This window comes from Streptomyces sp. NPDC004561, from assembly GCF_053602155.1.
This window is the reverse complement of record NZ_JBSGDB010000035.1, coordinates 1-25,221: the sequence shown is the minus strand read 5'-3', so window position 1 is coordinate 25,221 and position 25,221 is coordinate 1. Positions and strand designations below refer to the sequence as shown.

The window sequence follows — 25,221 nt, the reverse complement described above, 5'->3', positions numbered from 1 at the left end:
CGCATGTACGACATCAGGGGGGCCCGGTCCGCCGCGTCCGCGCGGGCCCGGGCGACGGGGGCGGTGCTGGGTGCGGCGCTGCTGCTCGCCGGCTGCTCCTCCGCGGGCGGGGACAAGAACGGGGACGCGGCGGACGCGGGGGCCGCGATCACCCAGCGGCCCAAGGCCGCCGACCCGTTCTGGGTCAACCCCGACGGCACCGCGGCCCGCCGGCTCGCCGCCTACGCGAAGTCCGGCAGGACGTCCGAGGCCGCGCAGATCCGGAAGATCGCCGAACAGCCGGTGGGGGAGTGGATCGGCCCCGAGAACCCGGAGCAGGAGGCCCGCGGCTTCACCGAGGCCGCCGAGCGCTCCGACCGTACGGCCCTGCTCGTCCTCTACGACATCCCGCACCGCGACTGCGGCCAGTACTCCCAGGGCGGCGCCGCCGACGGCGACGCCTACCGGGCCTGGATCGACGCCGTGGCCCGGGGCGTCGGGGACCGCCGCGCCATCGTGGTCGTGGAACCCGACGCCGTGCTCCACCTCGTCGACGGCTGCACCCCGGCCCGGTTCCACGAGGAGCGCTACGACCTCCTCAAGGGCGCGGTCGCCAGGCTCAAGTCCCTGCCGAACACCAAGGTCTACCTGGACGCGGGCAACGCGGGCTGGGGCCACCCCGACGAGATCTTCCAGCCCCTGCGGCAGGCCGGCGTCGACCGGGCCGACGGCTTCTCCGTCAACGTCTCCAACTTCTACTCCACCCAGGACTCCATCGCCTACGGCAAACAGCTCTCGGCCAAGGTGGGCGGCAAGCACTTCGTCGTCGACACCAGCCGGAACGGCAACGGCCCCTACACCCAGGGCGACCCGGCCCAGCGCTGGTGCAACCCACCGGGCCGGGCCCTGGGCGAGGCCCCGACGACGAGGACCGCGGACCCCCTGGTGGACGCCTACCTGTGGGTCAAGCGCCCGGGGGAGTCCGACGGAACCTGCAAGGGCGGCCCGAAGGCCGGGGACTGGTGGGCGAGTTACGCGCTCGCCCTTGCCCGGAACAGCGGGTGACTACGGCACCCTCACCCACTGGCCCGTGGACGGCGTCCCCTGGTCGTCGTCCACGAACAGCATGTACCAGCCGGACTCCACCAGGTTCCGGTTCTTCGGCATCGTCACCGTGATCCGGTCGCCGGACGTCCTGAAGTCCAGGGCGATCGACCGCTGGTCCACGTCCGTCACATGCGTGGAGGCGCTCGGCCGGATCAGCCGCACCTTCCTGATGCTCGACGCCTGTGGGGAGCTGAACGTCCCCGAGGCGCCCCGGGCGATCGTCCGCGGCCCCCCGCCGAGCGCCGGCCGGGAGCCCCGGTACAGATAGGGAGGCGTGTAGATCTCGATGCGCTGCTCGAACCTGCCCGGCTTGGTGTTCGCCCGGTCCCCGTACAGCGAGTCGGAGCCGAAGAACATCACGCGCCCGTCCGGCAGCAGGATCGACCCGGAGTGGTAGTTGCGGCCCACCAGCGGGTCGGCGACCTCGGTGAAGCTGTTGCTGTCGGGGTGGTAGAGCCGGGCCTGGAGGATGTCGGAGTCGCCGCGCCCCCGGTAGTCCTGCGAGCCGCCGGACACCAGCACGGTGTCGTCGGGCAGGATCGAGGACTGCGGATACCGGGTGCCCTTCTCCAGTTCGGGCCCGTCGACGAACCTGGGGCTCCGGTCCTTCAGGTCGATCAGCCGTGTCCTCCTGCTCGCCAGCTTCGACTCGCCGACGCCGCCACCGCCGATCACCATGAACCTCTCGTCCTGCGCCGGAGGCAGCAGCACCGTCCCGGACGTCTCCATCATGTCCGGGTCGCTCAGCCCGGGCAGTCTGGTGAACCGGTTGGTGTCGACGTCCCAGACGCCGGGGTCCCGGCCGACGTCGTCCGGGCCGTATCCCGCGTTCGAACCCGAGTAGAAGATCTTCCCGTTCTGCATCAGGAACAGCGCCGGATACGTGGGGAACTGCCGGATCTTCTTCGTGTACGTCCACTTCCCGGTCCCCGGGTCGAAGACCTCGTTCTTGCCCGGCACCAGCTGGCCGATGTCGTCGAGCCCGGAGACGCTGAGGATCCTGCCGTCCGACAGCGTGGTGAGCGTCGGGTACCAGCGGGCCTCGTTCATCGGGTCGAGCCTGATGTACCGCTCGGCGACCGGATCGAACTCGTAGGCGTCGCGGATGCCCTGGAAGTCCTTCTTGTCGAGGGCGAGCTTCTGCGCGATGCCGTAGGTGTTGCGGGCGTCGGCCCCGGTCAGGCCCTGGATCCGGTAGTTGTCCTGGGTGCCGGTCTCGTACCGGGTGCCGCTTCGCCGCGCCTCGACGTAGATGCGGCCCAGGCCCGGGGTGTTGCCCGTGAACCTGCCGCTCCGGTCGAAGTTCTTCGTCGCCCTCGGCACGAGGACCGGGTCCTTGGAGACGAACGTCCTGCCGTTGGTCCTGCCGGTGAACGTCGTGCCCGCGGGCAGCGTGATCGGCCTGTCCGGGTTCTCGTTGTGGACGATCATCAGGCCGCCGGCCTTGGTGACGTCGCCCTTGAGCTTCTCGTACCGCTTGGTGCCGCCCGCGATGAGCAGGTTGCCGTCGGCGAGCTGGGTGTGCCCGGTGCAGAACAGGTCGTTGGGCGTGGGGACCTTCTTGATCGTGCCCTTGACCGGGTCCCAGATCCGGGTGTCGAACCTCTTCCTGTCGAAGTTCTCCTGGTTGTTGCCCGAGCCCGCGATCAGCAGCACCTTGCCGGTGTGCAGCAGCGCCGCGTGGATGGTGTCCTGGCGGTACCGCGGCGGGAACTCGATGATGTCCCAGTGGCCGTTCGCGGCCTTGTACTCCGGTCTGTTGATCTTGTACTGGTGGTACCGCTCGGTCCCGAAGCGGTACAGCCACGGCCCGTTCGCCCCGGCCAGCGCGAGTACCACCGCCGTGCCGATCGCGAGTCGGCGCACCCGGCGGCGGCCGGCCTGCTCCCTCATTCCTTACGCCCCCCGAGTCCGCCGAGCGCGATCCGCATGGTCTGTTCGCCGTCCCCCGCCGGGCCCCCGCGCGCGGCGGCCGCCCAGGTGGGCCGCTGCTGCGGGACGTGCGGCGCGTGGGCCGCGTACCCCGCGGGCACGGCGTCCTCCGGTTCGGCCGGCGCGGCCGACCGCTTCCGCCTCTCCTGCCGGAGCGTGTACCGCCAGGCGAGGATCGGGGAGGCGGTGATCAGCAGGGCGAGGGACGCCCAGGTGATCATCGCGGGGTGGGAGTGCCCGAGCACGAAGCCGGCGGCCAGTGAGCCGGCGAAGACCAGGATGAAGAACCAGTGGATCCGGAACGTCCCGAACAGCGTGTCGGGGCTCGCCGACTCGCCCTTGGGCGTCACCACGAACCCGCTCCTGCGGCGCAGCACCGCGTCCATCAGCGACCGGGCGTAGACCGGCGCCGACAGCGCCGACATCACCATGCCGGCGATCCCGCCGGAGCCCTCCGGCTCGTGCGGGGAGACGTTGTGCCGCCGGTTCCAGACGTAGAGGCCGATCTGGAGCGCGGAGGCGTTGCCGTACAGCATCAGCCACACGGTGGGGTCGATGTTCACGCCCGAGGCGCCCACGCCCAGGAACAGCGCGCAGCTCAGGGCCGCGAGGATCCAGTTGAGGGCGGACATCGGATAGAAGACGATCATCATCGTGTAGTTGAAGAGCCTGCCCGGCGGCAGCGAGAAGAAGCCCTTCCAGTACTGCTTGAGGATCGTCTCGTAGGTGCCCCGGGACCAGCGCAGCTGCTGGGTGAAGAAGTCCGTCCAGGAGTTGGGTCCCTCGCCGACCGCGAGCACGTCCGGGGTGTAGACCGACTTCCACTTCCGGCCCGTCGCCGGGTTCCGGGCGCGGTGCATCTCGAAGCCCGTCGCCATGTCCTCGGTGATGGAGTCGTACAGCCCGCCGATCTGCCGGATCGCCCTGATCCGTACGGCGTTCGAGGTGCCGACGAACATGGGGGCGCCGTAGCGGTTGCCGGCGCGCTGGATCAGGGCGTGGAAGAGGAACTGCTGGGACTCGGCGGCCTTGGTGACGAAGGTGTCGTAGTTGCCGTACACCTGCGGGCCGATGACGAAGCCGACGTCCGGATCGCGGAAGTAACCGAGCTTCCGCTCCAGGTAGTTGGGCAGCGGCACATGGTCGGTGTCGACGGAGGCGAAGAAGTCGTAACCGTCGCCGTGCGCCTCCAGCCAGGCGTTGTAGTTGCCGTGCTTGGTCCTGGCGCGGTGCGGCCCCTCGGCCCGGTTCCATCTCGCGACGCCCTTGCGGGAGAAGTGGTGCACGCCGAGCCGGGCACAGACCTCCTTGACGGCCGGGTCGTCGCCCTCGTCCAGCAGCCACACGTGCAGCAGCCCCCGGTGGCGCAGCCGCACCGCCGCCTCCAGGGTCCTCGTCACCATCTCCAGCGGCTCCTTGCCGGGCACGTAGGTGGTGACGAAGGCGACTCGGGTGCCGGTCTCGGGGACCACCGGGACGGGGTCGCGGGCGACGAGCGTGGCATGCGCGTTGGACAGCACGTTCATGCAGCGGAAGAACTCGATCAGGCCGATCGAGACGAGCATGACGGTGTCGAGCGCCGGGATGAAGGCGTGGGCCGGGTGGTCGCGTTCGGTCCAGTGCTCCGGCCGCAGCAGCCAGAACAGAAGGACCAGGGAGAGCAGGGGGGCCGCGCCCAGCATCAGCGCGGCGCGGACGCGGTGCGGCTCCTGGGACAGCAGCGACCGGTACCGCACCCGGTACGGCTCGGTCGGGTCGGGCTGGGTGAGCGGGCCCGCGAGCCGGCTGTAGTGCTCGTAGTCGTATCTCGGCAGGCTCTTCCGCATCCGGTGGAACTGGGCCGTCCGGTGGCCGGCCGCTCTGAGCCGTGTGGTCTGTGACGGGTCGTCGTGAGTGTGGCTCGGTCCGGCACCCGGCGGCGTCGACGTCATGAGTCATCCCCCCACACGCAGGTCAACGCGTGTTTCGTCGGTCCTTCCCGCCCAGCCGGTTCCCCTCGGCCCGCACGGGCGGATCAGCGGTGGATCGCGGTTCCCATGTCTTCCCCATTTATGTGGACACGGGACGGCGGACGAGCGGTTGCATGGACGCCCGCCTCGGCGTCGGTTCTTGGCCGGGCCCCTCTCCCCGCCGGTGCGCAACCGCTTGCTTCCCCCCAACTCCCGCCAAACGGCGGCAGCTCGGACAACCAAGGGTTCTACGCTGCTCGTCATGATCACAAGACGGGGCACACCGTGTTTACGGCTCAAACCGGTTCATTGTGGCGCGTGTGGGGTTCCGGCGGTTCCGGTGCGCCGGTGCCGGAGAGGCGGCCGCGGATGTTGCCGAAGTGGTCTCTTATGGCCTCTTCCGCCCGCAGGGGATCCCCGGACCGGACGGCGTCCAGGATCTCCCGGTGTTGGCGGCAGGTGACCCGGGGGTCCTGCGGCAGGTCCACCAGGTCCCGCTGCACCCGGTGGAAGGCGTCCCAGAACGCCTCCAGCACCTCGCTCAGCAGTACGTTGTCCAGCCCCCGGTAGAGGGTGGCGTGAAACGCGCGGTCGGTCTCGGCGAGGCCGGCGCCGTGCGCGGCCTGCTGTTCCATGCGGTCCACGAGCGCGTCCAGTTCGGCCAGCTCCGCCTCCGGCAGCCGTCCGGCCAGCCGGGACACCAGCCCGGTCTCCACGGCCTCGCGCAGTTCCAGCAGCTGGAGCAGGGAGTCCTCGCCGCGGCGGTGGCCGGCGACGGTCCGGAAGGCCAGACCCTCGATCATCGGTGCGAACGACATGGAGCCGACGTAGGTGCCGAAGCCGTGCCGGATCTCCACGATGCCCATCGCCTGGAGCGCCTTCAGCGCCTCCCGCACCGAGTTCCGGCTGGCTCCGAGGAACTCCATCAGCTCGGGCTCGGTCGGCAGCGGGGCCCCGGAGGGCAGCCGCCGGTCCACGATCAGCTTCTTGATCCGCTCCTGAAGGTCCCGGGCTGCCATGGCCAGAGGGTATCCGGCCATTCGGGCGGACGGCCCGGTTCCGCTTCGGGGTACCGGTTCGCCGCGGCTCGACCGCGCGGGAAACAGAGATGGCGAGCCGGATCCGCGTCTTCCGCGGAAATGGCTCGCCATCGTCATCGTGCGCCGCCAGGGACTCGAACCCCGGACCCGCTGATTAAGAGTCAGCTGCTCTAACCAACTGAGCTAGCGGCGCCTGCTGACAGACAGAACTCTACCTGACCTCGAAGGGTGCTTCGGACCAACCCGGAGCGGCGCGGAGGGCGCCCCGGGGGCCGCGTACATCATTCGGACCGTCAAAGTGCGGGTTCTGAGACCAGTTGGGAAACTGATCAGCGTGCACACAAGCGGACAAAACACCCACGAATGTGAGGCGGATCGCATGACCGCTCCGGTGTTCGAGGAATTCGATCCCGCGAGCGACTGCGACTGCCCCGGCTGCGTCCACCGGCGGCGGTCGAGCCCCCGCCCGCTGCCCGGCCGCCTCGGCCGTCACGCCGTGGTCCGCGGGGTCGTGGTCGCCGCCGCCGCGTCCGCCGCCCTCGGCGCGGTCACCCCGGCGGCCGCCGTCACCGCCGGCCACGCGCCGTACCGCCAGGCCGTCCCCGGGGACGACGAGCCCGCCACTCCCCAGGGCGCCAGGTCCCCGCTGCACGGCGCGGCCGGCGGACCCGAACCGGCGAAGCCCGGCACCGTCACCACCCCCGCCACCACCCGGACCGCCATCATCAAACGGGCCAAGACCTGGGTGGCCGCGAAGGTGCCGTACAGCATGAGCGCCTACTGGTCCGACGGCTACCGGCAGGACTGTTCGGGCTATGTCTCCATGGCCTGGAACCTCGGGAGCAACGAGTGGACGGGCAGCCTCAACCAGTTCGGCGTGAAGATCAAGAAGGGGGACCTGCAGCCCGGCGACATCCTGCTCTACCACAACGCCGGCAACCCCGAGAGCGGCTCCCATGTGGTGATCTTCGGCGGCTGGACGGACTACACGCACACCTACTACACGGTCTACGAGCAGACGCCCCCCCACGCCCGCAGCCAGACCACGCCGTACCCCTACTGGAGCCACGCCGACAAGTACGTCCCCTACCGCTACAAGGGCCTCGCCAAAGGCCTCACCGCCGGTGCGTCGGGCGCGGAACCGGCCGGCGACAAGGCCGAGGCGGCCTACCCGGGCGCGGCCTCCTTCGGCCCCGGCGCGCACAACGCCTACGTCACCCGGCTCGGCCGGCTGCTGGTGGCCCGGGGCGCCGGCGCGTACTACCCGAAGGGGCCCGGTCCGGTCTGGGGCGAGGCGGACCGGCGGGCCACCCGGGCGTTCCAGCTGGCCCAGGGCTGGACCGGCGTCGAAGCCGACGGGCTGCCCGGCCCGCGCACCTGGGCACTGCTCGTCACGGGGAAGGGCAAGGGCATCGCACCGGGCCCGGGCGGCCCCGCCTCGCACGGGGTGCCCGGCTATCCCGGCCGGAACCTCTTCCGTCCGGGGCAGGTCAACGACTACATCACCCGGCTGGGGATCCAGCTGGTGAAGAAGGGCTTCGGCCGGTTCTACGCCCACGGCCCAGGTCCGCACTGGGGCGAGGCGGACCGCAGGGCGGTGGAGGCCTTCCAGCGCGCCCAGGGCTGGCGGGGCGGCGCGGTCGACGGCTACCCGGGCCCGGAGACCTGGCGCCGCCTGTTCGGGTAGCGGCCCCGCACAACCGATCCCATCCGTTCATGACGCATCTGGCGCGGAGGCTGGAGGCACGCATGAGTACGACCACCTCACACACACCGTCCGAATCCGAGGGGCAACCGGAGGGCGCCGTGGTCCCGGGCGTCCGTCCGGCCCGGCTGATCCAGAACGAGGTGACCACCGAGATCCCGGTCCATCTGCTCTTCCGTGACGATCCCGATCCGGTGACGGTGCCGCTGCGGCCCGCCGTGGTGGGGCGCCGGCAGGGCACCGGCGAGCAGCCCCGGGTGCGGCGACCGGCGCCGGTGCGCAGACGGCCGCTGCCCCTGGTCGACCCGGAGCTGGTGGAGCGCCCGGCGCGGGTGCTGCCGGGGCCGGCCGGCGTGCTCGCGGGGATCTGCGGGGCCGGCGGCTGCCTGGCCGCCTCGTGGTGGGCCGGGGTGCTGCCCCCGCTGGCGGCGCGGGCGCTGGGCCTGCCGGCGTACGCGGGCGCGGGCCTGGGTCCGGCGCAGTGGGCGGCGTACGCCGGGGCCGGGGCGCTCGGCGTGGCCGGCTTCGGCGGGCTGGCGCGGGGGCGGACCGGAGGGGCCTGGGTGGTCGGCATGTTCGGCCGCTACCGGGGGACGGTCCGGCGCACCGGGCTGCTCTGGGTCAATCCGCTGCTGCGCCGCCGCCGCGTCGATGTGCGGCTGCGGCACTGGCGCAGCCGGGCGATGCCCGCGACGGACCCGGGCGGGATGGCGCTGCGGGTGGTGGTGCTGGTGGTGTGGCGGGTGCGGGACACCGCGCGGGCGGTGCTCGGCATCGAGGACCACGAGACGTATCTGAGCGAGTGCGTGGAGGCGGCGCTGGCCCGGGTGCCGGTGGAGCCGGCGGGCGGTGCGGGGGGCGGGGCGACGGCGGCCGGGGACGCGCTGACCCGGCTGGTGGCGGCGGAGACCGCGCCGGTCGGCCTGGAGGTGTTCTCGGTGCAGCCGCTCCAGGTCGAGTACGCCCCGGAGATCGCGGCCGCGATGCAGCGGCGCCGGATCGCGGCGCTGGACGCCCGCGAGCGGGCCGGCATGCTCAGCTCGGTGGTGGACTCGGTGGAGGACACGGTGACCCGGCTGACCATGCGCGGCCTGGTCGAACTGGACGACTACGAGCGCAAGGTGCTGGTGCGGGACCTGACGGTGGCGTTCTGCTCCGGGCGGGCGGAGCCGGCGTAGGGCATGCGGTCCGCGGGGCCGTTCCGTGATTGGTATGGACATGCTCAAGTGGCGGCAATAATCTGAGACTTGGTCTAGACCTACCCTCTGCACAGCTCAGTGAACTCCCCACGTTCTCCAGGAGCGGCAGCATGCGCACCAAGACCAAGTTGTCCGCAGTCGTGCTGGGTCTGGTCACCGCCGGAGCGTTCGCGCTCTCCACCGGCGGTGCCAGCGGGCACGGCTACACCGACCTCCCCATCAGCAGGCAGAAGCTCTGCGCCAACGGCACGGTGACGAACTGCGGTGACATCCAGTACGAGCCGCAGAGCGTCGAGGGCCCCAAGGGCTTCCCGGCCGCCGGACCCGCGGACGGCCGGCTGTGCGACGGCGGCCTGAGCCGGTTCGCCCAGCTCAGCTCGCCGACCGCCCCGTCCGGCGGCGCCTGGCCCACCACGAAGGTGACGGGCGGTCAGCCGTACACCTTCCGCTGGCAGTTCACCGCCATGCACGCCACGACGGACTTCCGGTACTACGTCACCCGGCAGGGCTGGAACCAGAACCACCCGCTGTCCCGCTCGGACCTCGACCTCACCCCGTTCCTGACGGTGCCCTACAACGGGCAGCGCCCGCCGCAGACGCTCTCCCACAGCGGCACCCTGCCGGCCGGGCTGAGCGGGCACCACGTCATCCTCGCGGTGTGGACGATCGCCGACACCGGCAACGCGTTCTACGCCTGCTCGGACGTCACGTTCTGAGCCACGCTTGAGCAAATCCGGTCCCCGGCGGGGGTAAGTTCCCGCCACGCCGATCCGTCGGAGCGGCGCACCGACCACCGGGGGACCCATGGAAGCCTTCCTGTACACAGTGCCGTCGATCATGATCGCGGGAGTGCTGTTCGCCGCCTACAAGGTGCTGAGCCACTCCCGCGAGGTCAGCAGGGCCTGGCGGAGCGGGCTCACGGCCGAGGCGCGCTGCCTGAACGCGTACACCACGACCAGCGGCGGCGGGGAGAGTCCGGTGCACACGACGCTGCACCACGTCTACGAGTTCACGACGCGCGAGGGCCGGGCCGTCCGGTTCGAGGAGGGGGGGTGGCCCCGCCACGGTCGTCCAGGGCGACATCGTCACCGTGCACTACGTGGCCGACCGCCCGGAGAAGGCCACCGCCAAGCCCCCGGCGCAGGGGACGCTCGCGGTGGGCACGGGCTGCGTGCTGGTGTTCCTCGGCGCCTTCCTCGCCGGCTGCGTCGCCTTCATGATCGGCGTCCACTCGTTCTTCTCCGCCGCGGACCAGTTCATGCCGTAGCCCTCCTCATCTGACGCTCCGTCACCTACCGTGCGTGTCCATGGAGTCCAAGGAGTCCACGACGCGTACGGTCGCCGAGCTGGTGGCGGCCCGGTGGGGCGACCACCGGCCCGGGCTGTGGTGCGAGGACCGGGTGCTGACCCATCACGCGGTGGCCGCGGGCGCCGCCGCCCGCGCGGCGCTGCTCGGCGACCTGCTGCCGGCCGGTGCCGTGGCGCACCTCGGGGTGCTCCTCGACAACACCGAGGAGTTCCCGCTGTGGCTCGGCGCCGCCGCGCTCGCCGGGGCGGCCGTCGCCGGGATCAACCCCACCCGCCGGGGTCCCGAGCTGGCCCGGGACATCCTGCACACCGAGTGCCCGGTCCTGGTCACCGAGCGGGCGCACCTGCCCCTGCTGGCCGGGCTCGACCTGCCCGGGGTGCGGCTCCTGGTCACGGACACCCCGGACTACCGCGCCCTCCTCGCGCCGTACGCGGGCGCCGAGCCCGATCCGTCCCGGGCCGCGCCCACCGACCGGATGCTGCTCTACTTCACCTCCGGCTCCACCGGCGCCCCCAAGGCCGCGATCTGCTCCCAGGGCAGGCTGGCGGCGGCCGGGGACGCCCTGGTCCGGCAGTTCGGGGTGCGCCCGGACGACGTGCACTACGTCTGCATGCCGATGTTCCACGGCAACGCGGTGATCGCCGACTGGGCCCCGGCGCTGGTCGCCGGGGCCGGGGCGGCCCTGCGGCGGCGGTTCTCGGCGTCCGGGTTCCTGGACGACGTGCGCCGCTACCGGGCGACCTACTTCACCTACGTCGGGCGGGCGATCCAGTACGTCCTCGCCACCGGGGCCCGGCCCGACGACCGTGACAACCCGCTGCGCACCGGCTTCGGCACCGAGGCGGGCGCGGTGGACGCGGCGGCCTTCGAGCGGCGCTTCGGGGTGCGCCTGGTGGAGGGGTACGGCTCCTCCGAGGGCGGGGCGGCGATCCAGTGGGAGCCGGGCACGCCGAGGGGGGCGGTGGGTCCGGCGCGGCCCGGACTGGTGGTGCTCGACCCCGCCACCGGGCGGGAGTGCCCGCCGGCCGTCCTGGACACCGCCGGGCGGCTGCGCAACGGGGAGCGGGCGATCGGCGAGCTGGTGAACCGGGGGCCCAGCCCCTTCGAGGGCTACTGGCGCAACCCGGCCGCGGAGGCCGAGCGGCGCCGGGACGGGGCGTACTGGACCGGTGACCTCTTCTACCGGGACGCGGACGGATATCTGTACTTCGCGGGCCGTACCGAGGACCGCATCCGCGTCGACGGGGAGAACCTGGCCGCCGCGATGATCGAGGACATCGTCGCCCGGTACGAGGGCGCGGCCGCCGTCGCCGTGTACGGGGTGCCGGACCCGGTGACCGGGGACCAGGTGATGGCGACGATCGCCGGGAACTTCGATCCCGAGGGTTTCGTGGTCTTCCTGGAGGCGCAGCCGGACCTCGGGACGAAGATGGCCCCCCGGTTCGTGCGGGTGGTGGAGCGGATGCCGGTGACCGCCACCAACAAGATCCACCGGGCGCTGCTGCGACGCGAGGGGGTGCGGTGCGCCGACCCGGTGTGGTGGCGGCCGCCGGGGGAGAGGCCGTACCGCAGACTCGCCCCGGAAGACGCCGAAGGGCCCCTCGCTCTCGCGAAGGACCCTTCAGGACCGTGCGCCGCCAGGGACTCGAACCCCGGACCCGCTGATTAAGAGTCAGCTGCTCTAACCAACTGAGCTAGCGGCGCATGACTCCCGCCGTCCGCTCTTCGCGGCCGGCGACGAAGAAAATACTACCTGGTCCCGGGGGTGCTCGTGACCACCTAGAGGGTGAGCGAGAGCAGCACCGGCGCCGCGCTGCGGTTCAGGGTCTCCGCGGCCCGCTTCAGCCGGTGCGCGTGCTCCACCGGGAGCGAGAGCGCCAGGCAGCCCACCGAGGAGCCCGCGGTGATCGGGACGGCCGCGCAGACCGTGCCCACCGCGTACTCCTGGAGGTCGAGCACCGGCACCGTCGGCGGCTGGGACTCCAGACGGGAGAGCAGCAGCTTGTCGCTGGTGATGGTGCGCGAGGTGAGGCGGGCCATCTTGTGCCGGGAGAGATGGTCGCGGCGCGCGTTGTGGTCCAGCTGGGTCAGCAGGCTCTTGCCCACGGCGGTGGCATGGGCGGAGTAGCGGAAGTCCACCCACTCGTTGACCGCCGGGGTGCCGGGCCCGGCGGCGTACTGGGTGACCCGGACCTCGCCGTCGACGTACCGGCTGATGTAGACGGCCGCGCCGACCGAGTCGCGCAGCTCGTCCAGGGTGTGCTGGAGCTTCTCGCGCAGGGCCCGCTCGCGGTCGTGGGCCGAGGTCAGGCGGCGCAGGGTCTCGCCGGTGACGTACGCCCCGTCGGCGATCTGCTCCACATAGCCCTCCCGGCGCAGCATGCGCAGCAGGGCGGTGAGCCGCTCGGGCTCGAGACCGGTGTGCCGGGCGAGCTCGGTGTCGGTGACGCCGGCGGAGTGGCGGGCCAAGGTCTCCAGCACGCGCAGCGCGTCCTGCGCGGAGTGGTACGGAGCGGTCGGCTCGTGCATCAGCGCCACGGTTGTCCCCCTGCGCTCGCTTACTGGGCCGTAGATCCGGTTGGTGGGGCGGTTCCACGATAACGGGCAAAGAGCGGTTGGGGAGAGGGCGTTGACAAGATTGCGCTTCGCGCCCCCTCGCTCCCAACTGCGACGAAGACCCTCTGGCATATGCCAGAGTCAGGACCCAGGGGCTGGACCTCGGCCGATCCCTTACTCACGCCCCGTAGTCACAGGACCGCGCTGAGGAATTCCCGCGTACGATCCTCTTCCGGTTCGCTGAAGATCTTCTCCGGCGGGCCCGACTCGATGACCCGACCCGAGTCGAACATCAGTACCTGGTCGGAGATGTCCCGGGCGAAACCCATCTCGTGGGTCACGCACAGCATCGTGATGTCCGTGCTGCGTGCGATCTCCCTGAGGAGGTCGAGCACGCCCGCGACCAGCTCCGGGTCGAGCGCGGAGGTCACCTCGTCCAGCAGCAGCACCCGCGGCCGCATCGCCAGCGCCCGCGCGATCGCCACCCGCTGCTGCTGCCCGCCGGACAGCTGCGTCGGGCGCGCGTCGCACTTGTCGGCGAGGCCCACCATCTCCAGCAGCTCCCGCGCCCGCGCCTCGGCCTCGTCCTTGGACATGCCGAGCACCTGCACCGGCGCCTCGGTGATGTTCCGCAGCACGGACATGTTCGGGAACAGGTTGAACTGCTGGAACACCATCCCGATCTTCTTGCGGACCTCCCGGACCTGCTTCTCCGGCGCGGGGAACAGGGGCTCCCCGTCGACGGTGATCGTGCCCTCGTCCGGTTTGGTCAGGGTCATCAGCAGCCGGAGGATCGTGGTCTTGCCGGAGCCGGAGGGGCCGATGAGCGTCACGTGCTTGCCGGACTGGACGGAGAAGTCCAGCCGGTCGAGCACGGTGTTCTCACCGAAGCGCTTGGTGACCCCCTCCAGGCGGATCAGATCGGTCGGCTGGGCCGCCGTGGCGGCCGGCTCGGTACGGGTCTCAACGGACAAGGCGTCGCTCCAGGGCTCGCAGGACAAGGGAGGCCAGATAGGAGATGAGGATGAAGGCCACGCCGATCACGGTGAGCGGCTCGGTGAACTGGAAGTGCTCCTGGGAGAAGAGCCGCGCCTGCCCGAGCATCTCCAGCACGGTGATCACCATCAGCATCGGCGTGTCCTTGAGCATGGAGATCACGTAGTTGCCGAGGGCCGGCACCACCCGGCGGACTGCCTGCGGCAGGATCACCGCGGTCCAGGTCCGCCGCCGCGGCAGGTTCAGCGCGGTCGCCGCCTCCCACTGGCCGGCGGGCACCGCCTCGATACCGGCCCGGTAGACCTGCATGGTGTACGTCGAGTAGTGCAGGCCGATCGCGAAGACGCCCGTCGCCAGCGCGGAGAAGGTCAGGCCCCACTCGGGCAGCACATAGAACAGGAAGAACAGCTGCACCAGCAGCGGGGTGTTGCGCACGAACTCCGTGACCACCCCGACCGGCCAGCGCACCCACCGGCTCGGCGTCCGCATCAGCAGCGTCCACACCAGGCCGAGGCTGAAGGACAGCAGCGAACCGAGCGCCACGGCCTCCAGGGTGACGAGCAGACCCCGCCAGAAGTCCGGCATGAAGTCGCTCACGGCGTTCCAGTCCCACTTCATGCGACCCGACCCCCCACTCCGGTCGTCTCCGCGCGCTTCAGCTCACGCGAAGCCGAGAACGTCCCGGCGTCCTTGCCGACCCCGGCCTTCAGCCGCTTCTCCAGGGAGCGCATCAGCCGGGTGAGCACGAAGGCGATCGCGAAGTAGATCAGCAGCACGTACGTGTAGATCTCGGCGCTCTGCTGGAGCGCGAGGCGCACCAGGTTGGCGCTGAACGTCAGATCGCCCATGCCCATGACCGACACCAGCGCGGTGCCCTTGAGCAGCTCGATCAGCAGGTTGCAGAAGGAGGGGATCATCTCCGGCACCGCCTGCGGCAGCAGGATCAGCCGCAGCCGCTGCGCCGGGGTGAAGCTGAGCGCGATACCGCCCTCCTGCTGCGCCGGGTCGACCGCGTTCAGCGCGCCGCGCACGATCTCCGAGCCGTACGCGCCGTACGTCAGCCCGAGCGCCAGCGTGCCCGCCCACAGCGGCACCAGCTGCCAGCCGAAGGCGACCGGCAGCACGAAGAACACCCAGAAGATCATCACCAGCGCCGAGGTGCCGCGGAACACCTCGGTGTAGAAGCCGGCCACGAAGCGCACGATCCACCGCCGGTGGGTGCGCGCGACGCCGACGACGAAGGACACCGCGGCGGCCAGCAGCGCGCTGAACACCAGCAGCTGGACGGTGGTCCAGACGCCTTTCAGTACCAGGTCCCACAGCCCCGAGGTCATCCGCCGCACAGCTCCTTCGCGGTCAGGTCGGTCATCTCGGCCTTGCTGAAGCCGAACGGCCGCAGGATCCGGAAGAGTTCGCCGCTCCGCTTCAGCTTGCGCAGCTCGACGTTGAAGGCGTCCCGCAGCCTCGTCTCCGTCGGCCGGAACGCGAACGCCCCGCCGTCGACGTGCGGTTTGCCCTTGACCAGCGGTGCGAAGGGCTTGGTGGCCTCCGTCTTGCCCGACTTCTTCACCACCTCGCGGGTGGTGAGCGCCGTACCGGCGAACACGTCGACCCGCCCGGCCTCGACGGCGTTCAGCCCGGCGACCTGGTCCGGGACGATCAGGATGTCGCCCTGCTTGTAGCCGGCCTCCACCGCGTACTGGATCTCGGCGTACCCGGTGCCGGTCGCGAACTTCGCCTTCTTCGCGACGACGTCCTTGTAGGAGTGCAACCCCATCGGGTTTCCCTTGCGGACGATGAACGAGTCCAGCATCTGGTAGTCCGGATCGGCGAAGATCACCTGCTGGCAGCGCTCCGGATTGACGTACATCCCGGCCGCCACGACATCGAACTGCTGCGAGTTCAGCCCGGGGATCAGCGAGCCGAACTCCGTCGGCACCGGCTGGACCCGGTCCACCCCGAGCCGTTTGAAGATCACTTTCGCCAGCTCGGGCGCCTCGCCCGTGAGATGGCCGTCCGTGTCGATGTACCCGAAGGGGATCTCGCCGGCGATCCCGAGCCGTACGACACCCTGTGCGCGGAGCCGGTCGAGCAGGTCGCCGCCGGGCACGCCCGACGCCGCCGCCACCCGCGTGCAGCCCGCGGCCCCCAGCGCGCCGAGCGCCGCGATGCCCGCGAGCACGGAGCGGCGACCGGGTCTGTGTTCCGACCGGAATGTGTGTACGTCGTTCCCAAGTGGTGGAGCCATGGCGGCGCGGCTACCCAAGCGCACGCCGCGTATGCACCCTGGATCTCATGGCAGATCGATTCGTCACCGTCTCCCTCGACAAGCGGGACGTGCGCTGTGTGGCCCGGCTGCTCGACGAGCGCGCGCCCCTGACCTGCGCCGCTGTGTGGGAAGCGCTGCCGCTGAGCGGCGACGTGTACCACGCCAAGTACGCGCGCAACGAGATCTACGCCCTCTTCCCGCCCTTCACCGACACCGAACCCCCACTGGAGAACCCGACGGTCACCCCGATTCCCGGCGATCTCTGTTACTTCTCGTTCGCCGGAACGGAGTTGGGCACGAAGGCCTACGGCTACGACCGCGCGGTCCGCCCCGGCACCACCGTCGTCGACCTGGCCCTCTTCTACGAGCGCAACAACCTGCTGCTCAACGGCGACGTCGGCTGGGTCCCCGGCATCGTCTGGGGCCAGGTGGTCGACGGCCTCGACGGGATGGCGGAGGCCTGCAACGACCTGTGGCGGACCGGGGCGGCGGGGGAGACGCTCAGCTTCCGCCGGGCGTGAGCCCCGCCTCGTACAGGGCGTGCGCGGCCCGCAGCACCAGATCGTCCCGGTGCCGGGCGGCGACGAGCTGCATCCCCACCGGCAGGCCGTCCCCGTCCGTCCCCACCGGGACGGTCGCGGCGGGCTGCTGGGTGAGGTTGAACGGGTAGGTGAACGGCGTCCACCCCGTCCAGCGGCGGAAGGGGGAGCGCCTCGGCACCTCCGCGCCCGCCTCGAACGCCGTCAGCGGCAGCGTCGGCGTGACCAGCAGGTCGAACGTCTGGTGGAACAGGCCCATGCGCCGCCCGAGATCCATGCGGACGTCCACCGCGGCCAGGTAGTCCAGCGCGCCGCTGCGGGCGCCCTGGGCGCAGATCTCCCGCAGCCCGGGGTCGAGCAACTGCCGCCGGCGCGGGGAGAACCGCTCGGTGAGCCGGGCCGCGCCGGCGAACCACAGGACGTGGAACGCCTCCACCGGCTCGCTGAAGTCGGGGTCGGCCTCCTCGACGTACGCGCCGAGTCCGGCGAGCCCGGCGACCGCCCGCCGTACGGCCGCCGCCACGGCCGGCTGGACCGCGACCTGCCCGCCCAGCGACGGCGAGTACGCCACCCGCAGCCCCCGCACGCCCCCCTCCAGCGCCTGGGTGAAGGAGCCCGGCGCGGGCGGCAGCGCCGACCAGTCGCGGGCGTCGGGCGCGGCGATGACGTCCATCAGCAGGGCCGCGTCGGCCGCGTCCCGGGTCATCGGGCCGACGTGCGACAGCGTGCCGAACGCGCTCGCCGGATACAGCGGCACCCTGCCGTACGTCGGCTTCAGCCCGAAGATCCCGCAGAACGCGGCCGGGATGCGGATGCTGCCGCCGCCGTCCGTGCCCAGCGACAGCGGGCCCGCGCCGAGCGCCACGGCAGCCGCGCTGCCGCCGCTGGAGCCGCCCGCGGTGCGCGAGGGGTCGTGCGGGTTGCGGGTGACGCCGGTCAGCGGGGAGTCCGTGACGCCCTTCCAGCCGTACTCGGGGGTGGTCGTCTTGCCGAGGAACACCGCGCCGTGCTCGCGCAGCCGGGCCACCGAGGGCGCGTCCTCCTCCCAGGCGCCCTGCTCGGACACCGTCCTCGAACCGCGCAGGGTCGGATGGCCGCGCAGCAGCAGGAGGTCCTTGACCGACACCGGCACCCCGTCGACCAGCCCGGCCGGCTCACCGCGCCGCCAGCGCTCCGCCGACTCCCGCGCCCGCGCGAGCGCGTCCTCCTCGGTCAGCCGCACGAACGCGTTCACCTCCGGTTGGCTCCGGCGGGCCCGCTCCAGGGCCTGCTCGGTCACCTCCACGGGGCTGAACTCGCCCTTGCGGTAACCGGCGAGGAGCCGGCCGGCGGTGAGGTCGGTGAGCTGCATGCACCCTCCAAGGGGTCAGTGACCGGGCACGTAACCACGCTTCTTGTCGACCACGTTCGGCAGTGACCTGCCCGCCGCCCAGCGCTCGTACAACTCCACGAACTGCACGCCCAGTTCGTCCCGCCAGCCGACCGTGTCCCCGCTCATGTGCGGGGAGACGATCAGCCCCGGCAGGTCCCACAGCGGGCTGTCCGCGGGGAGCGGCTCGGTGGCGAAAACGTCGAGGGCGGCGCCCGCGATCCAGCGCCGGGTGAGGGCGTGGGCGAGCGCGTCCTCGTCGACGAGCTGCCCGCGCCCGACGTTGACGAAGAACGCCGAGGGCTGCATCACCCCGAACCGGCGGGTGTCGAACATGCGGTGCGTCTGCTCGGTCAGCGGCGCCGCCGCGATCACCCAGTCCGCGCGGGAGATCAGCCGGTCCAGGTCCGCCGGACCGTGGATGCCGGTCCGCGGCGTCCGCCCCACCAGTGCCGTCGTCACGCCGAGGGCCTTCAGGGTGCGGACGATCGCCCGGCCGATCGGTCCCGAGCCGACCACGCACGCCCGCGTGCCCGCCACCCGCCGGCTCTCCCGGTGCCGCCAGCTGTGCTCCCGCTGGTACCCCAGCGTGCGCGGCAGATCCTTGGCGACCGCCAGCACCAGGGCCGCCACGTACTCGGCGATCGGCTGGTCGAAGATCCCGCGCGCGTTGGTGACGACCGTGTCGGACGCGGCCAGCTCCGGGCACATCAGATGGTCCACGCCCGCGCTCGCGGTGTGCACCCAGCGCGGCCTCGGCCCCTGCCCCGGCCAGGCCTCGCGCACCGCGTGCGAGGTGAAGTCCCACACCAGCAGGGCGTCCGCCGTGGGCAGCCGCTCGGCCAGCCGCGCCGCGTCCGTGTGCACGATCCGGGCGCGCCCGGTGAGCCGGCCGAGCCGCGGCGGTGGCTCGGCGTCCAGGACGAGGAGGGTGGGGAGGGTCGTCATACGGGGCGGCTCCCGGCGTCTGACATGCGCGGATTGACCACGCTCGCACCCGAACCTACCTTCGTCAACACGGGCGTACTCGCGATCCGTTGCCCACTCGTCTCCGAGCGTGAGGCCGGTGCCAGCCATGGACGTCTCCTTTCTCGGTGGCCCTCGCCCCCAGCGTGGTGTCGGCGTGGTGGCCCCCTTCGACTTCGCCCTCGACCGCGAGCTGTGGCGCTGGGTGCCCGACGAGGTCTCGCTGCATCTGACCCGGACCCCGTTCGTGCCGGTCGAGGTGAGCCTGGACCTGGCCCGGCTGGTCAGCGAGCACGAGACCCTCGGCGAGGCGGTCCGCGCGCTGACCGCCGTGGCCCCCGAGGTCGTCGCCTACGCCTGCACCTCCGGCAGCTTCGTCGGCGGGATCGCCGGGGAGCGGGCGATGTGCGCGGCGATGACCCGGGCCGGCGCCCTGCCCTCGGTGACCACGTCCGGGGCGCTGCTGGAGGCGCTGACCGAGCTGGGCGTCCGGCGGGTCGCGCTGGTCACGCCGTACACCGTGTCCGTGACCCGGGCGCTGGAGGAGTACGTCGCCCAGGCCGGGGTCCGGGTCACCGGCTGCGCCTTCATGGGCCTGACCCGGCACATCTGGCGGGTGCCGTACCGGGACCTGGTCAGGATGGCCCGGCGGGCCACCCGGCCCGGCGCCGCCGACGCGCTCTTCATCTCCTGCACCAACCTCCCGACGTACGACGTGATCCCCCAACTGGAGGCCGAGCTGCGCATGCCCGTCATCTCGGCCAACCAGGTCACGATGTGGGGGGCGCTGCGCCGACTGGGTACCCGAGCCGTGGGGCCCTATCAGGCGCTGTTGGACGAGGCCGCGCGGGAGCGGCCCGTACTGCCCGAAGAGACGCAGGAAGGCTGGACATGACCGCACTCGGATTCCTCTACCCGGGCCACTCCGCCGAGGACGACTATCCACGCATCGAGCAGCTCCTGGGCAGCGACATCCGGATGGACCTGATCCACACCGACATCGGCGAGGACGCGCACCGGGTGGACGCGCTGCGCGAGATGGGCTCCGCCGAGCGACTCGGCGAGGGCATGGAGCGGCTCCGGCTGGCCGGCGCCGAGACGGTGGTGTGGGCGTGCACCAGCGGCGGCTTCGTGCACGGCTGGGACGGCGCCCAGGAGCAGGTGCGCACGCTGGCCCGGCTGGCCGGGATGCCTGCCTCCTCGACCTCCTTCGCCTTCGTCCACGCGGCCCGCGAGCTCGGGCTGCGCCGGGTCGCCGTCGGCGCCACCTACCCGGAGGACGTGGCCGCGCTGTTCGCGGACTTCCTGCGGGCCGGCGGGCTCGAGGTGACGGGGGTGCGCTCCTCCGGGATCATCACGGCCGCGGAGGTCGGCACGTGGGGGGAGGAGGACGTGCTGACCCTGGCCCGGGCGGCCGACGTGCCGGACGCGGACGCGGTGCTCCTGCCGGACACCGCGCTGCACACGGCCGCGCACGTCGCGCTGCTGGAGAAGGCCCTGTCCAAGCCGGTCCTCACGGCCAACCAGGTGTCGGTCTGGGAGGGGCTGCGGCTGGCGGACCGGCGGGTGAACGCCCCCGCGCTCGGGACGCTCTTCACCCGGGAGCCGATCGTGCAGGTCTGACCCCGGTCAGGCTCACGGAATAAACGGGGACTGCCTCCTGTTACGGCTGCCAGACCGCTCACGCCGCGAAACAGGAGGCCCACACCGTGTCGGCAGACGAGGCAGACGAGATCCGGGGCACGACGCACGGGACCGCCCCCGCCCCCCTCTCCGTACTGGACCTGGTGACCGTCGGCGCGGGCCGGACCGCCACCGACGCGCTGCGCACCAGCGTGGAGCTGTCCCGGCTCACGGAGTCCCGGGGCTTCCACCGGTACTGGGTCGCCGAGCACCACTCCATGCCCGGCGTCGCCTCCTCCTCGCCCGCCGTGATCCTCGCCCACCTCGCCGCCCACACCGACCGGATCCGGCTCGGCTCGGGCGGCGTCATGCTGCCCAACCACGCACCGCTGGTGATCGCCGAGCAGTTCGGCACCCTGGAGGCCATGGCGCCGGGCCGCATCGACCTCGGCCTCGGCCGGGCCCCCGGCACCGACGGCGCCACGGCCGCGGCCCTGCGCCGCACCGACACCCTGAACGAGGGCGCCGACGACTTCCCGGAGCAGCTCGCCGAACTCACCCGCTTCCTGGACGACGACTTCCCCGACGGGCACCCCTACCGGCGGATCCACGCGATCCCGGGCCCGGTGCAGGCCTCCACGCCCGGCGGGGTCCAGTCCCCGCACCGCCCGCCGGTCTGGCTGCTCGGCTCCTCCGGCTTCAGCGCCCGCCTGGCCGGGCTGCTCGGCCTGCCGTTCGCCTTCGCGCACCACTTCTCCGCGCAGAACACCATCCCGGCGCTCGACCTGTACCGGCAGACCTTCCGCCCCTCCGCGGTGCTGGCCGAGCCGTACGCCCTCATCGGCGTCTCCGCCCTCGCCACGGACGAGGAGCGGGAGGCCCGCCGGCAGACCCGGGCGATGGGGCTGAACATGCTCCGGCTGCGCACCGGCCGTCCCGGTCTCTTCCCGGACCCCGAGGAGGCCGAGCGGCAGGAACTCGGGCCGATGGAGGAGGAGTTCATCGCCTCCTGGACGGCCAACGTCGTGCACGGCACGGCCGACGAGGTCCGCTCCGGCCTGGACGACCTGCACAAGCGCACCGGCGCCGACGAGTTGATGATCACCACGCACGCCCACCGCGGCGAACTGCGCCTGCGCTCCTACGAACTGATCGCGGACGCCTACGGGCTGCCGGCCGCGTAGGTCCCTACGGCGTGCCCGCCGCATAGGTCTGCGCGCCCAGCAGCTCGGAGATACGATCCGGCGGCACCGGACGGGAGTACAGCCACCCCTGCCCGGTGTCGCAGCCGATCCGGCGCAGCCGGGTGGCCTGGGCCGAGGTCTCCACGCACTCGGCGGTGACCGTCAGGCCCAGGCGGTGGGCCAGCTGGATCATCGCCTCGACGATGACCTCGTCGGCGGGGTTCGGCGGAACGCCCTTGGGCGCCTCCTCGTACTGGAAGCCGCGCACGAAGGAGCCGTCCAGCTTCAGCACCGACACCGGCAGCCGGCTCAGATAGGCGAGGTTCGAGTAGCCGGTGCCGAAGTCGTCGATGGCGATGCGCACACCCATGTCGCTGAGCGCCTGCAGGGCCTGGAGCGGGCGGCCCGCCGAACCCATCACCGCGGACTCGGTCAGCTCCAACTGGAGCAGATGCGGGGCCAGTCCGGTCTCGGCGAGGGTCGACGCCACGTCGGCGACCAGGTCGGAGTCCCACACCTGGCGCACGGCCACGTTCACGCTGACGAAGATCGGCGGCTCGCCGGGGTGGTCCAGCTGCCAGCGGCGGGCCTGCCGGCAGGCCGTGAGGAGCGCCCAGCGGCCCAGCTGGACGATCGAGCCGTCCTCCTCGGCCAGTCCGATGAACCGATTCGGCGTCAGCGTGCCGAACTGAGGATGATGCCAGCGGACCAACGCCTCGACACCGGACAGCCTTCCGTCCTCCATGCCGACCAACGGCTGGTACTCCAGGGCGAATTCGCCGCGCTCGATGGCGGGGCGCAGGGTGGAGGACAGGGCCTGGCGGGTCATGCGGTGCGCGTTGCGCTCGGGGTCGAACAGGGTCCAGCGGGCCTTGCCGTCGGCCTTCGCCCAGTACAGGGTCGTGTCCGCCGCCTGCATCAGGCCGGTCGCGGTCGTGCCCGCCGCGTGGCGCTCCACGACTCCGATGGACGCGGTCAGCGACAGGCGCTGCCCGGCCAGGTCGAAGGGTTCCTCCAGGGCCCTGAGCGCCGACTCGGCGAGATCGGCGAGCTGTTCGGTGCCGGTGGAGTCCTCCACGAGCAGCGCGAACTCGTCGCCGCCGAGCCGGGCCACCAGCGGTGTCACGGCGCGGGCGTACCCGGCCTCGTCGGCGACCCTGGTCAGGCGTTCGGCGACGGAGGCGAGGAGCCGGTCGCCGATCCGGTGGCCGAGGGTGTCGTTGACGGCCTTGAAGCCGTCGAGGTCCAGGTAGCACAGCCCGATCCGGCCGGTGCCGCTCTGCTCGTACGACTCCGCCTCCAGCGCGGCCGTCAGGCGCTCGAAGAACAGGGTGCGGTTGGGCAGCCGGGTCACCGGGTCGTGCATCTGCAAGTGCCGCAGCCGCGCCTGGAGTTCGCGGCGGGCGCCGATGTCGGTGACCGAGAGCAGCACGCCGGGGCCGCCGCCGGTCAGCGGAGCCACGGTGACCTGCGCCCACACCGAGTGCCCGTCGGGGTGCTTCAGCCGGCGGGTGCAGCGCAGTCTCGCCTGCCGGCCGCGCAGCACCTCGCGGTAGGCGTGCCAGGTGCGGGCGTCGGAGGCCAGGTCGACCAGGTCGGCGGCGACCCGGCCGGTGAGGGTGTCGGGGTCGGTGCCGAGCAGCTCGCCGAAGGCGGCGTTGGCGTCGACGACGAGTCCCTCGCGGTCCACCACGGCCATGGAGAGCGGTGCGGCCGCGAAGACACGGTGGTAGGTGGTTTGGTCACTGTCTGTGACGGCTGACCGGTCGAGGTCTGCCGCGGGCGTCGGCCCTTCGGACGTTCCGCTCACCGCTCGCTCCCGCAGTGCACTCGATCTCTGTCCGTGCCGGAAAGTGTGCCGATCATAGAGGCTGGCCCCGGGCCCTTCCAGCCAATCTCCAGTGTCCAGGACCGGGCGCGGTTTCTGACAGATCGTTTCTGCCCGCACCTGGACGGGTTATTGAGGCCCTCGACCAGTTGTGACGTTCCGTGAGTGTTTCGGGGTGTCGGGCGCCGGGGCGTGCCGGCGAACGGGTGGGACGCGCTCACCCTTCTGGTGCAGACAAACAGGGCGTGATGCATCAAACTACCGCAACCTGGGTGCGGGTCCGTCGAAACGCGTCCGGAGGTCATGTCCGTGCCCATGCTGCGCAGCACCGCCGCCGTGTGCACCACGCTGTCGGCGCTCGCCGCGACCTCGATCCTCTCCGGCCCGTCGGTCGCCGAGCCCTTCTCGACGGCACCGTGCGCCCTGCACCGGACCGAGGCCCACCACTCCGAGGGCGTGGACACCTGGAAGCCCGACTACACCCGTCCGACCCGGCCGCTGGACGCGGTGCTGGTGTTCCTGTCCTTCCCGGACGCCACCCCGCGCACCACGCCGGCCGAGCTGACCGCCGACCACTTCCCCGCCACCAGCCGCTTCTACGAGCAGGCCTCCTACGGGAAGTTCACGCTGCACCCGCATCCGCTGACGCACTGGCTGCGGATGCCGCGCCCCTCGACGGCGTACGCCATGCGGCGGGACTGGAGCGCCGAGGACCGGGCCGCCTATCTGCGCGACGCGTTCGCGGTGGCCGACAGGGAGGTCGACTTCTCGCGCTACCAGGTGGTGTACCTCGTCGCCGACCCGGACGCGCCCGGTGTGGACTCGGACGCCACCAAGGTCGTCAACCTGGACACCCCCATCCACGTGGACGGCACGGACGTGCGCCGGGTCGTCACGGTGTTCGAGAAACACCCCCCCGACCGGCTGGTCCTCGCCCACGAGACCGGCCATGTCTTCGACCTGCCCGACCTCTACCACCGCCCGGTCGACGGCAAGGGCGAGTGGGACACCTACGTCGGCGACTGGGACCTGATGGGCAGCCAGTTCGGGCTCGCCCCGGACATGTTCGCCTGGCACAAGTGGAGGCTCGGCTGGCTGGATCCGCGCCAGGTGGAGTGCGTGCGCGGCGCCGGACCGACCCGCCTCACCCTGGAGCCGCTCGAGGCCGGGCCCGGGGTCCCGGTGCAGGGCGCGGGCGGCGCGCCCGCGTTCGGTCTCGGCGACGGTGTGAAGCTGGCCGTGGTCCGCACGGGTCCGGACAGCGCCCTCGCCTTCGAGGCGCGCAGTGCCGCCGGCAACGACCACTCGACCTGCCGGGAGGGCATCCTCGTCTACCGGGTGCACAGCGGCGCGGAGTCCGGCGGCGGCCCGGTCGAGGTGGTGGACGCCCACCCGCACACCGAGGCTTGCTGGGAGAACTCGGTCTACCCGCCCCTCGCGGACGCCCCGGTCGCCCTGGGGGAGAGCTTCACCGTGCCCGGGGAGGGCGTGAAGGTGGAGGTGGAGGACCGCACGGCGTCGGGGGCGTGGAACGTCAAGATCACACCCGGGCTGACCGGCTGATCATTCGGCCGATCTCTCGGCCGACGCCCACCGGCCCGGTCCGAGGGGGGCGTGGGTGGCGAAGCCCCCACACGCGCGGCGAATCCGTGCTGAAACAACGATGGCGAG

22 protein-coding genes, 2 tRNA genes and 1 pseudogene are annotated in these 25,221 nt (G+C 71.9%); 11 read left to right on the top strand and 14 right to left on the bottom strand.

Going from position 1 to position 25,221, the window contains the following annotated elements; translation table 11 throughout:
• Positions 1-3: 3 nt before the first annotated feature.
• The gene (locus tag ACWEN3_RS07515) at positions 4-1,044 is read left to right on the top strand and encodes a glycoside hydrolase family 6 protein (protein ID WP_452966908.1); all 1,041 of its coding nucleotides are present in this window, start codon (positions 4-6) and stop codon (positions 1,042-1,044) included.
• On the opposite strand, the gene ACWEN3_RS07510 is transcribed toward ACWEN3_RS07515, so the two are convergent.
• From ACWEN3_RS07510 to ACWEN3_RS07495, 4 genes are all read right to left on the bottom strand, one after another.
• Positions 1,045-2,979: a galactose oxidase-like domain-containing protein gene (locus ACWEN3_RS07510; protein ID WP_452966906.1), complete on the bottom strand. Its 1,935-nt coding sequence runs from the start codon at positions 2,977-2,979 to the stop codon at positions 1,045-1,047.
• The gene (locus ACWEN3_RS07505) at positions 2,976-4,949 is read right to left on the bottom strand and encodes a glycosyltransferase family 2 protein (protein ID WP_452966903.1); all 1,974 of its coding nucleotides are present in this window, start codon (positions 4,947-4,949) and stop codon (positions 2,976-2,978) included. Before ACWEN3_RS07505 ends, ACWEN3_RS07510 begins: the two co-directional genes overlap by 4 nt.
• A 314-nt stretch (positions 4,950-5,263) precedes the next feature.
• Positions 5,264-5,986, bottom strand: coding sequence for a FadR/GntR family transcriptional regulator (locus ACWEN3_RS07500; RefSeq protein WP_452966902.1), 723 nt, complete (start codon positions 5,984-5,986; stop codon positions 5,264-5,266).
• Between the two features lie 140 nt (positions 5,987-6,126).
• Positions 6,127-6,200 (bottom strand) — tRNA-Lys (locus ACWEN3_RS07495).
• Positions 6,201-6,386: 186 nt separating this feature from the next.
• Between ACWEN3_RS07495 and ACWEN3_RS07490 the strand changes: the two genes are divergently transcribed.
• The 3 genes from ACWEN3_RS07490 to ACWEN3_RS07480 all read left to right on the top strand — a co-directional run bounded on the left by ACWEN3_RS07490 (position 6,387) and on the right by ACWEN3_RS07480 (position 9,627).
• The gene (locus ACWEN3_RS07490; RefSeq protein WP_452966899.1) at positions 6,387-7,694 is read left to right on the top strand and encodes a peptidoglycan-binding protein; all 1,308 of its coding nucleotides are present in this window, start codon (positions 6,387-6,389) and stop codon (positions 7,692-7,694) included.
• Positions 7,695-7,756: 62 nt separating this feature from the next.
• Entirely contained in the window at positions 7,757-8,890 is a 1,134-nt protein-coding gene (locus ACWEN3_RS07485; RefSeq protein WP_452966897.1) for an SPFH domain-containing protein, read from the top strand.
• A 131-nt stretch (positions 8,891-9,021) separates the two neighbouring features.
• Positions 9,022-9,627 carry a lytic polysaccharide monooxygenase auxiliary activity family 9 protein gene (locus ACWEN3_RS07480; RefSeq protein WP_452966894.1) on the top strand — a complete coding sequence of 202 codons (606 nt, stop codon included), beginning with the start codon at positions 9,022-9,024 and terminating at the stop codon, positions 9,625-9,627.
• Between the two features lie 147 nt (positions 9,628-9,774).
• Here ACWEN3_RS07480 and ACWEN3_RS07475 read toward each other — a convergent pair whose 3' ends face one another.
• Positions 9,775-9,897, bottom strand: a complete 123-nt coding sequence (locus ACWEN3_RS07475) for a hypothetical protein (protein ID WP_452966892.1) — start codon at positions 9,895-9,897, stop codon at positions 9,775-9,777.
• A 113-nt stretch (positions 9,898-10,010) separates the two neighbouring features.
• On the opposite strand from ACWEN3_RS07475, the gene ACWEN3_RS07470 reads away from it, so the two are divergent.
• Together ACWEN3_RS07470 and ACWEN3_RS07465 are read left to right on the top strand one after the other, a co-directional pair.
• Positions 10,011-10,178, top strand: a complete 168-nt coding sequence (locus ACWEN3_RS07470; RefSeq protein WP_452966890.1) for a hypothetical protein — start codon at positions 10,011-10,013, stop codon at positions 10,176-10,178.
• A gap of 40 nt (positions 10,179-10,218) precedes the next feature.
• Positions 10,219-11,885, top strand: a pseudogene (locus tag ACWEN3_RS07465) (AMP-binding protein).
• Here ACWEN3_RS07465 and ACWEN3_RS07460 read toward each other — a convergent pair.
• The 6 genes from ACWEN3_RS07460 to ehuB all read right to left on the bottom strand — a co-directional run bounded on the left by ACWEN3_RS07460 (position 11,851) and on the right by ehuB (position 16,020).
• Positions 11,851-11,924: transfer RNA gene (locus tag ACWEN3_RS07460), tRNA-Lys, on the bottom strand. The pseudogene ACWEN3_RS07465 and the gene ACWEN3_RS07460 sit on opposite strands and share 35 nt — an antisense overlap.
• A 75-nt stretch (positions 11,925-11,999) precedes the next feature.
• Positions 12,000-12,758: an IclR family transcriptional regulator gene (locus ACWEN3_RS07455; RefSeq protein ID WP_452966887.1), complete on the bottom strand. Its 759-nt coding sequence runs from the start codon at positions 12,756-12,758 to the stop codon at positions 12,000-12,002.
• A 209-nt stretch (positions 12,759-12,967) separates the two neighbouring features.
• Entirely contained in the window at positions 12,968-13,750 is a 783-nt protein-coding gene (gene ehuA / locus ACWEN3_RS07450; protein WP_452966885.1) for an ectoine/hydroxyectoine ABC transporter ATP-binding protein EhuA, read from the bottom strand.
• Complete coding sequence (ehuD, locus tag ACWEN3_RS07445) at positions 13,740-14,390, bottom strand: ectoine/hydroxyectoine ABC transporter permease subunit EhuD (RefSeq protein WP_452966882.1); 651 nt, start codon at positions 14,388-14,390, stop codon at positions 13,740-13,742. Before ehuD ends, ehuA begins: the two co-directional genes overlap by 11 nt.
• Positions 14,387-15,106 (bottom strand): ectoine/hydroxyectoine ABC transporter permease subunit EhuC, encoded by a 720-nt coding sequence (gene ehuC, locus ACWEN3_RS07440; protein ID WP_452966880.1) that lies wholly within the window; start codon positions 15,104-15,106, stop codon positions 14,387-14,389. The genes ehuD and ehuC overlap by 4 nt, the downstream gene beginning before the upstream one ends.
• Positions 15,103-16,020 (bottom strand): ectoine/hydroxyectoine ABC transporter substrate-binding protein EhuB, encoded by a 918-nt coding sequence (gene ehuB, locus ACWEN3_RS07435; RefSeq protein WP_452966878.1) that lies wholly within the window; start codon positions 16,018-16,020, stop codon positions 15,103-15,105. Before ehuB ends, ehuC begins: the two co-directional genes overlap by 4 nt.
• A gap of 47 nt (positions 16,021-16,067) precedes the next feature.
• Here ehuB and ACWEN3_RS07430 point away from each other — a divergent pair, with 47 nt between their 5' ends.
• Positions 16,068-16,562: a DUF3830 family protein gene (locus tag ACWEN3_RS07430; protein ID WP_452966876.1), complete on the top strand. Its 495-nt coding sequence runs from the start codon at positions 16,068-16,070 to the stop codon at positions 16,560-16,562.
• Here ACWEN3_RS07430 and ACWEN3_RS07425 read toward each other — a convergent pair.
• Together ACWEN3_RS07425 and ACWEN3_RS07420 are read right to left on the bottom strand one after the other, a co-directional pair.
• Positions 16,543-17,931, bottom strand: a complete 1,389-nt coding sequence (locus ACWEN3_RS07425) for an amidase (RefSeq protein WP_452966873.1) — start codon at positions 17,929-17,931, stop codon at positions 16,543-16,545. The two genes, ACWEN3_RS07430 and ACWEN3_RS07425, sit on opposite strands and share 20 nt — an antisense overlap.
• A 15-nt stretch (positions 17,932-17,946) precedes the next feature.
• On the bottom strand, positions 17,947-18,897 hold the full coding sequence (locus tag ACWEN3_RS07420; protein ID WP_452966871.1) for a D-2-hydroxyacid dehydrogenase: 951 nt from the start codon (positions 18,895-18,897) through the stop codon (positions 17,947-17,949).
• A 127-nt stretch (positions 18,898-19,024) separates the two neighbouring features.
• On the opposite strand from ACWEN3_RS07420, the gene ACWEN3_RS07415 reads away from it, so the two are divergent.
• From ACWEN3_RS07415 to ACWEN3_RS07405, 3 genes are all read left to right on the top strand, one after another.
• On the top strand, positions 19,025-19,810 hold the full coding sequence (locus ACWEN3_RS07415; protein WP_452966870.1) for a maleate cis-trans isomerase family protein: 786 nt from the start codon (positions 19,025-19,027) through the stop codon (positions 19,808-19,810).
• Positions 19,807-20,538, top strand: coding sequence for a maleate cis-trans isomerase family protein (locus ACWEN3_RS07410; protein WP_452966868.1), 732 nt, complete (start codon positions 19,807-19,809; stop codon positions 20,536-20,538). Before ACWEN3_RS07415 ends, ACWEN3_RS07410 begins: the two co-directional genes overlap by 4 nt.
• Before the next feature lie 86 nt (positions 20,539-20,624).
• The gene (locus ACWEN3_RS07405; RefSeq protein WP_452966865.1) at positions 20,625-21,722 is read left to right on the top strand and encodes an LLM class flavin-dependent oxidoreductase; all 1,098 of its coding nucleotides are present in this window, start codon (positions 20,625-20,627) and stop codon (positions 21,720-21,722) included.
• A 4-nt stretch (positions 21,723-21,726) separates the two neighbouring features.
• On the opposite strand, the gene ACWEN3_RS07400 is transcribed toward ACWEN3_RS07405, so the two are convergent.
• Complete coding sequence (locus ACWEN3_RS07400) at positions 21,727-23,532, bottom strand: putative bifunctional diguanylate cyclase/phosphodiesterase (protein ID WP_452966862.1); 1,806 nt, start codon at positions 23,530-23,532, stop codon at positions 21,727-21,729.
• A 321-nt stretch (positions 23,533-23,853) separates the two neighbouring features.
• Between ACWEN3_RS07400 and ACWEN3_RS07395 the strand changes: the two genes are divergently transcribed.
• Entirely contained in the window at positions 23,854-25,113 is a 1,260-nt protein-coding gene (locus ACWEN3_RS07395; RefSeq protein ID WP_452966859.1) for a M6 family metalloprotease domain-containing protein, read from the top strand.
• Positions 25,114-25,221 lie beyond the last annotated feature (108 nt).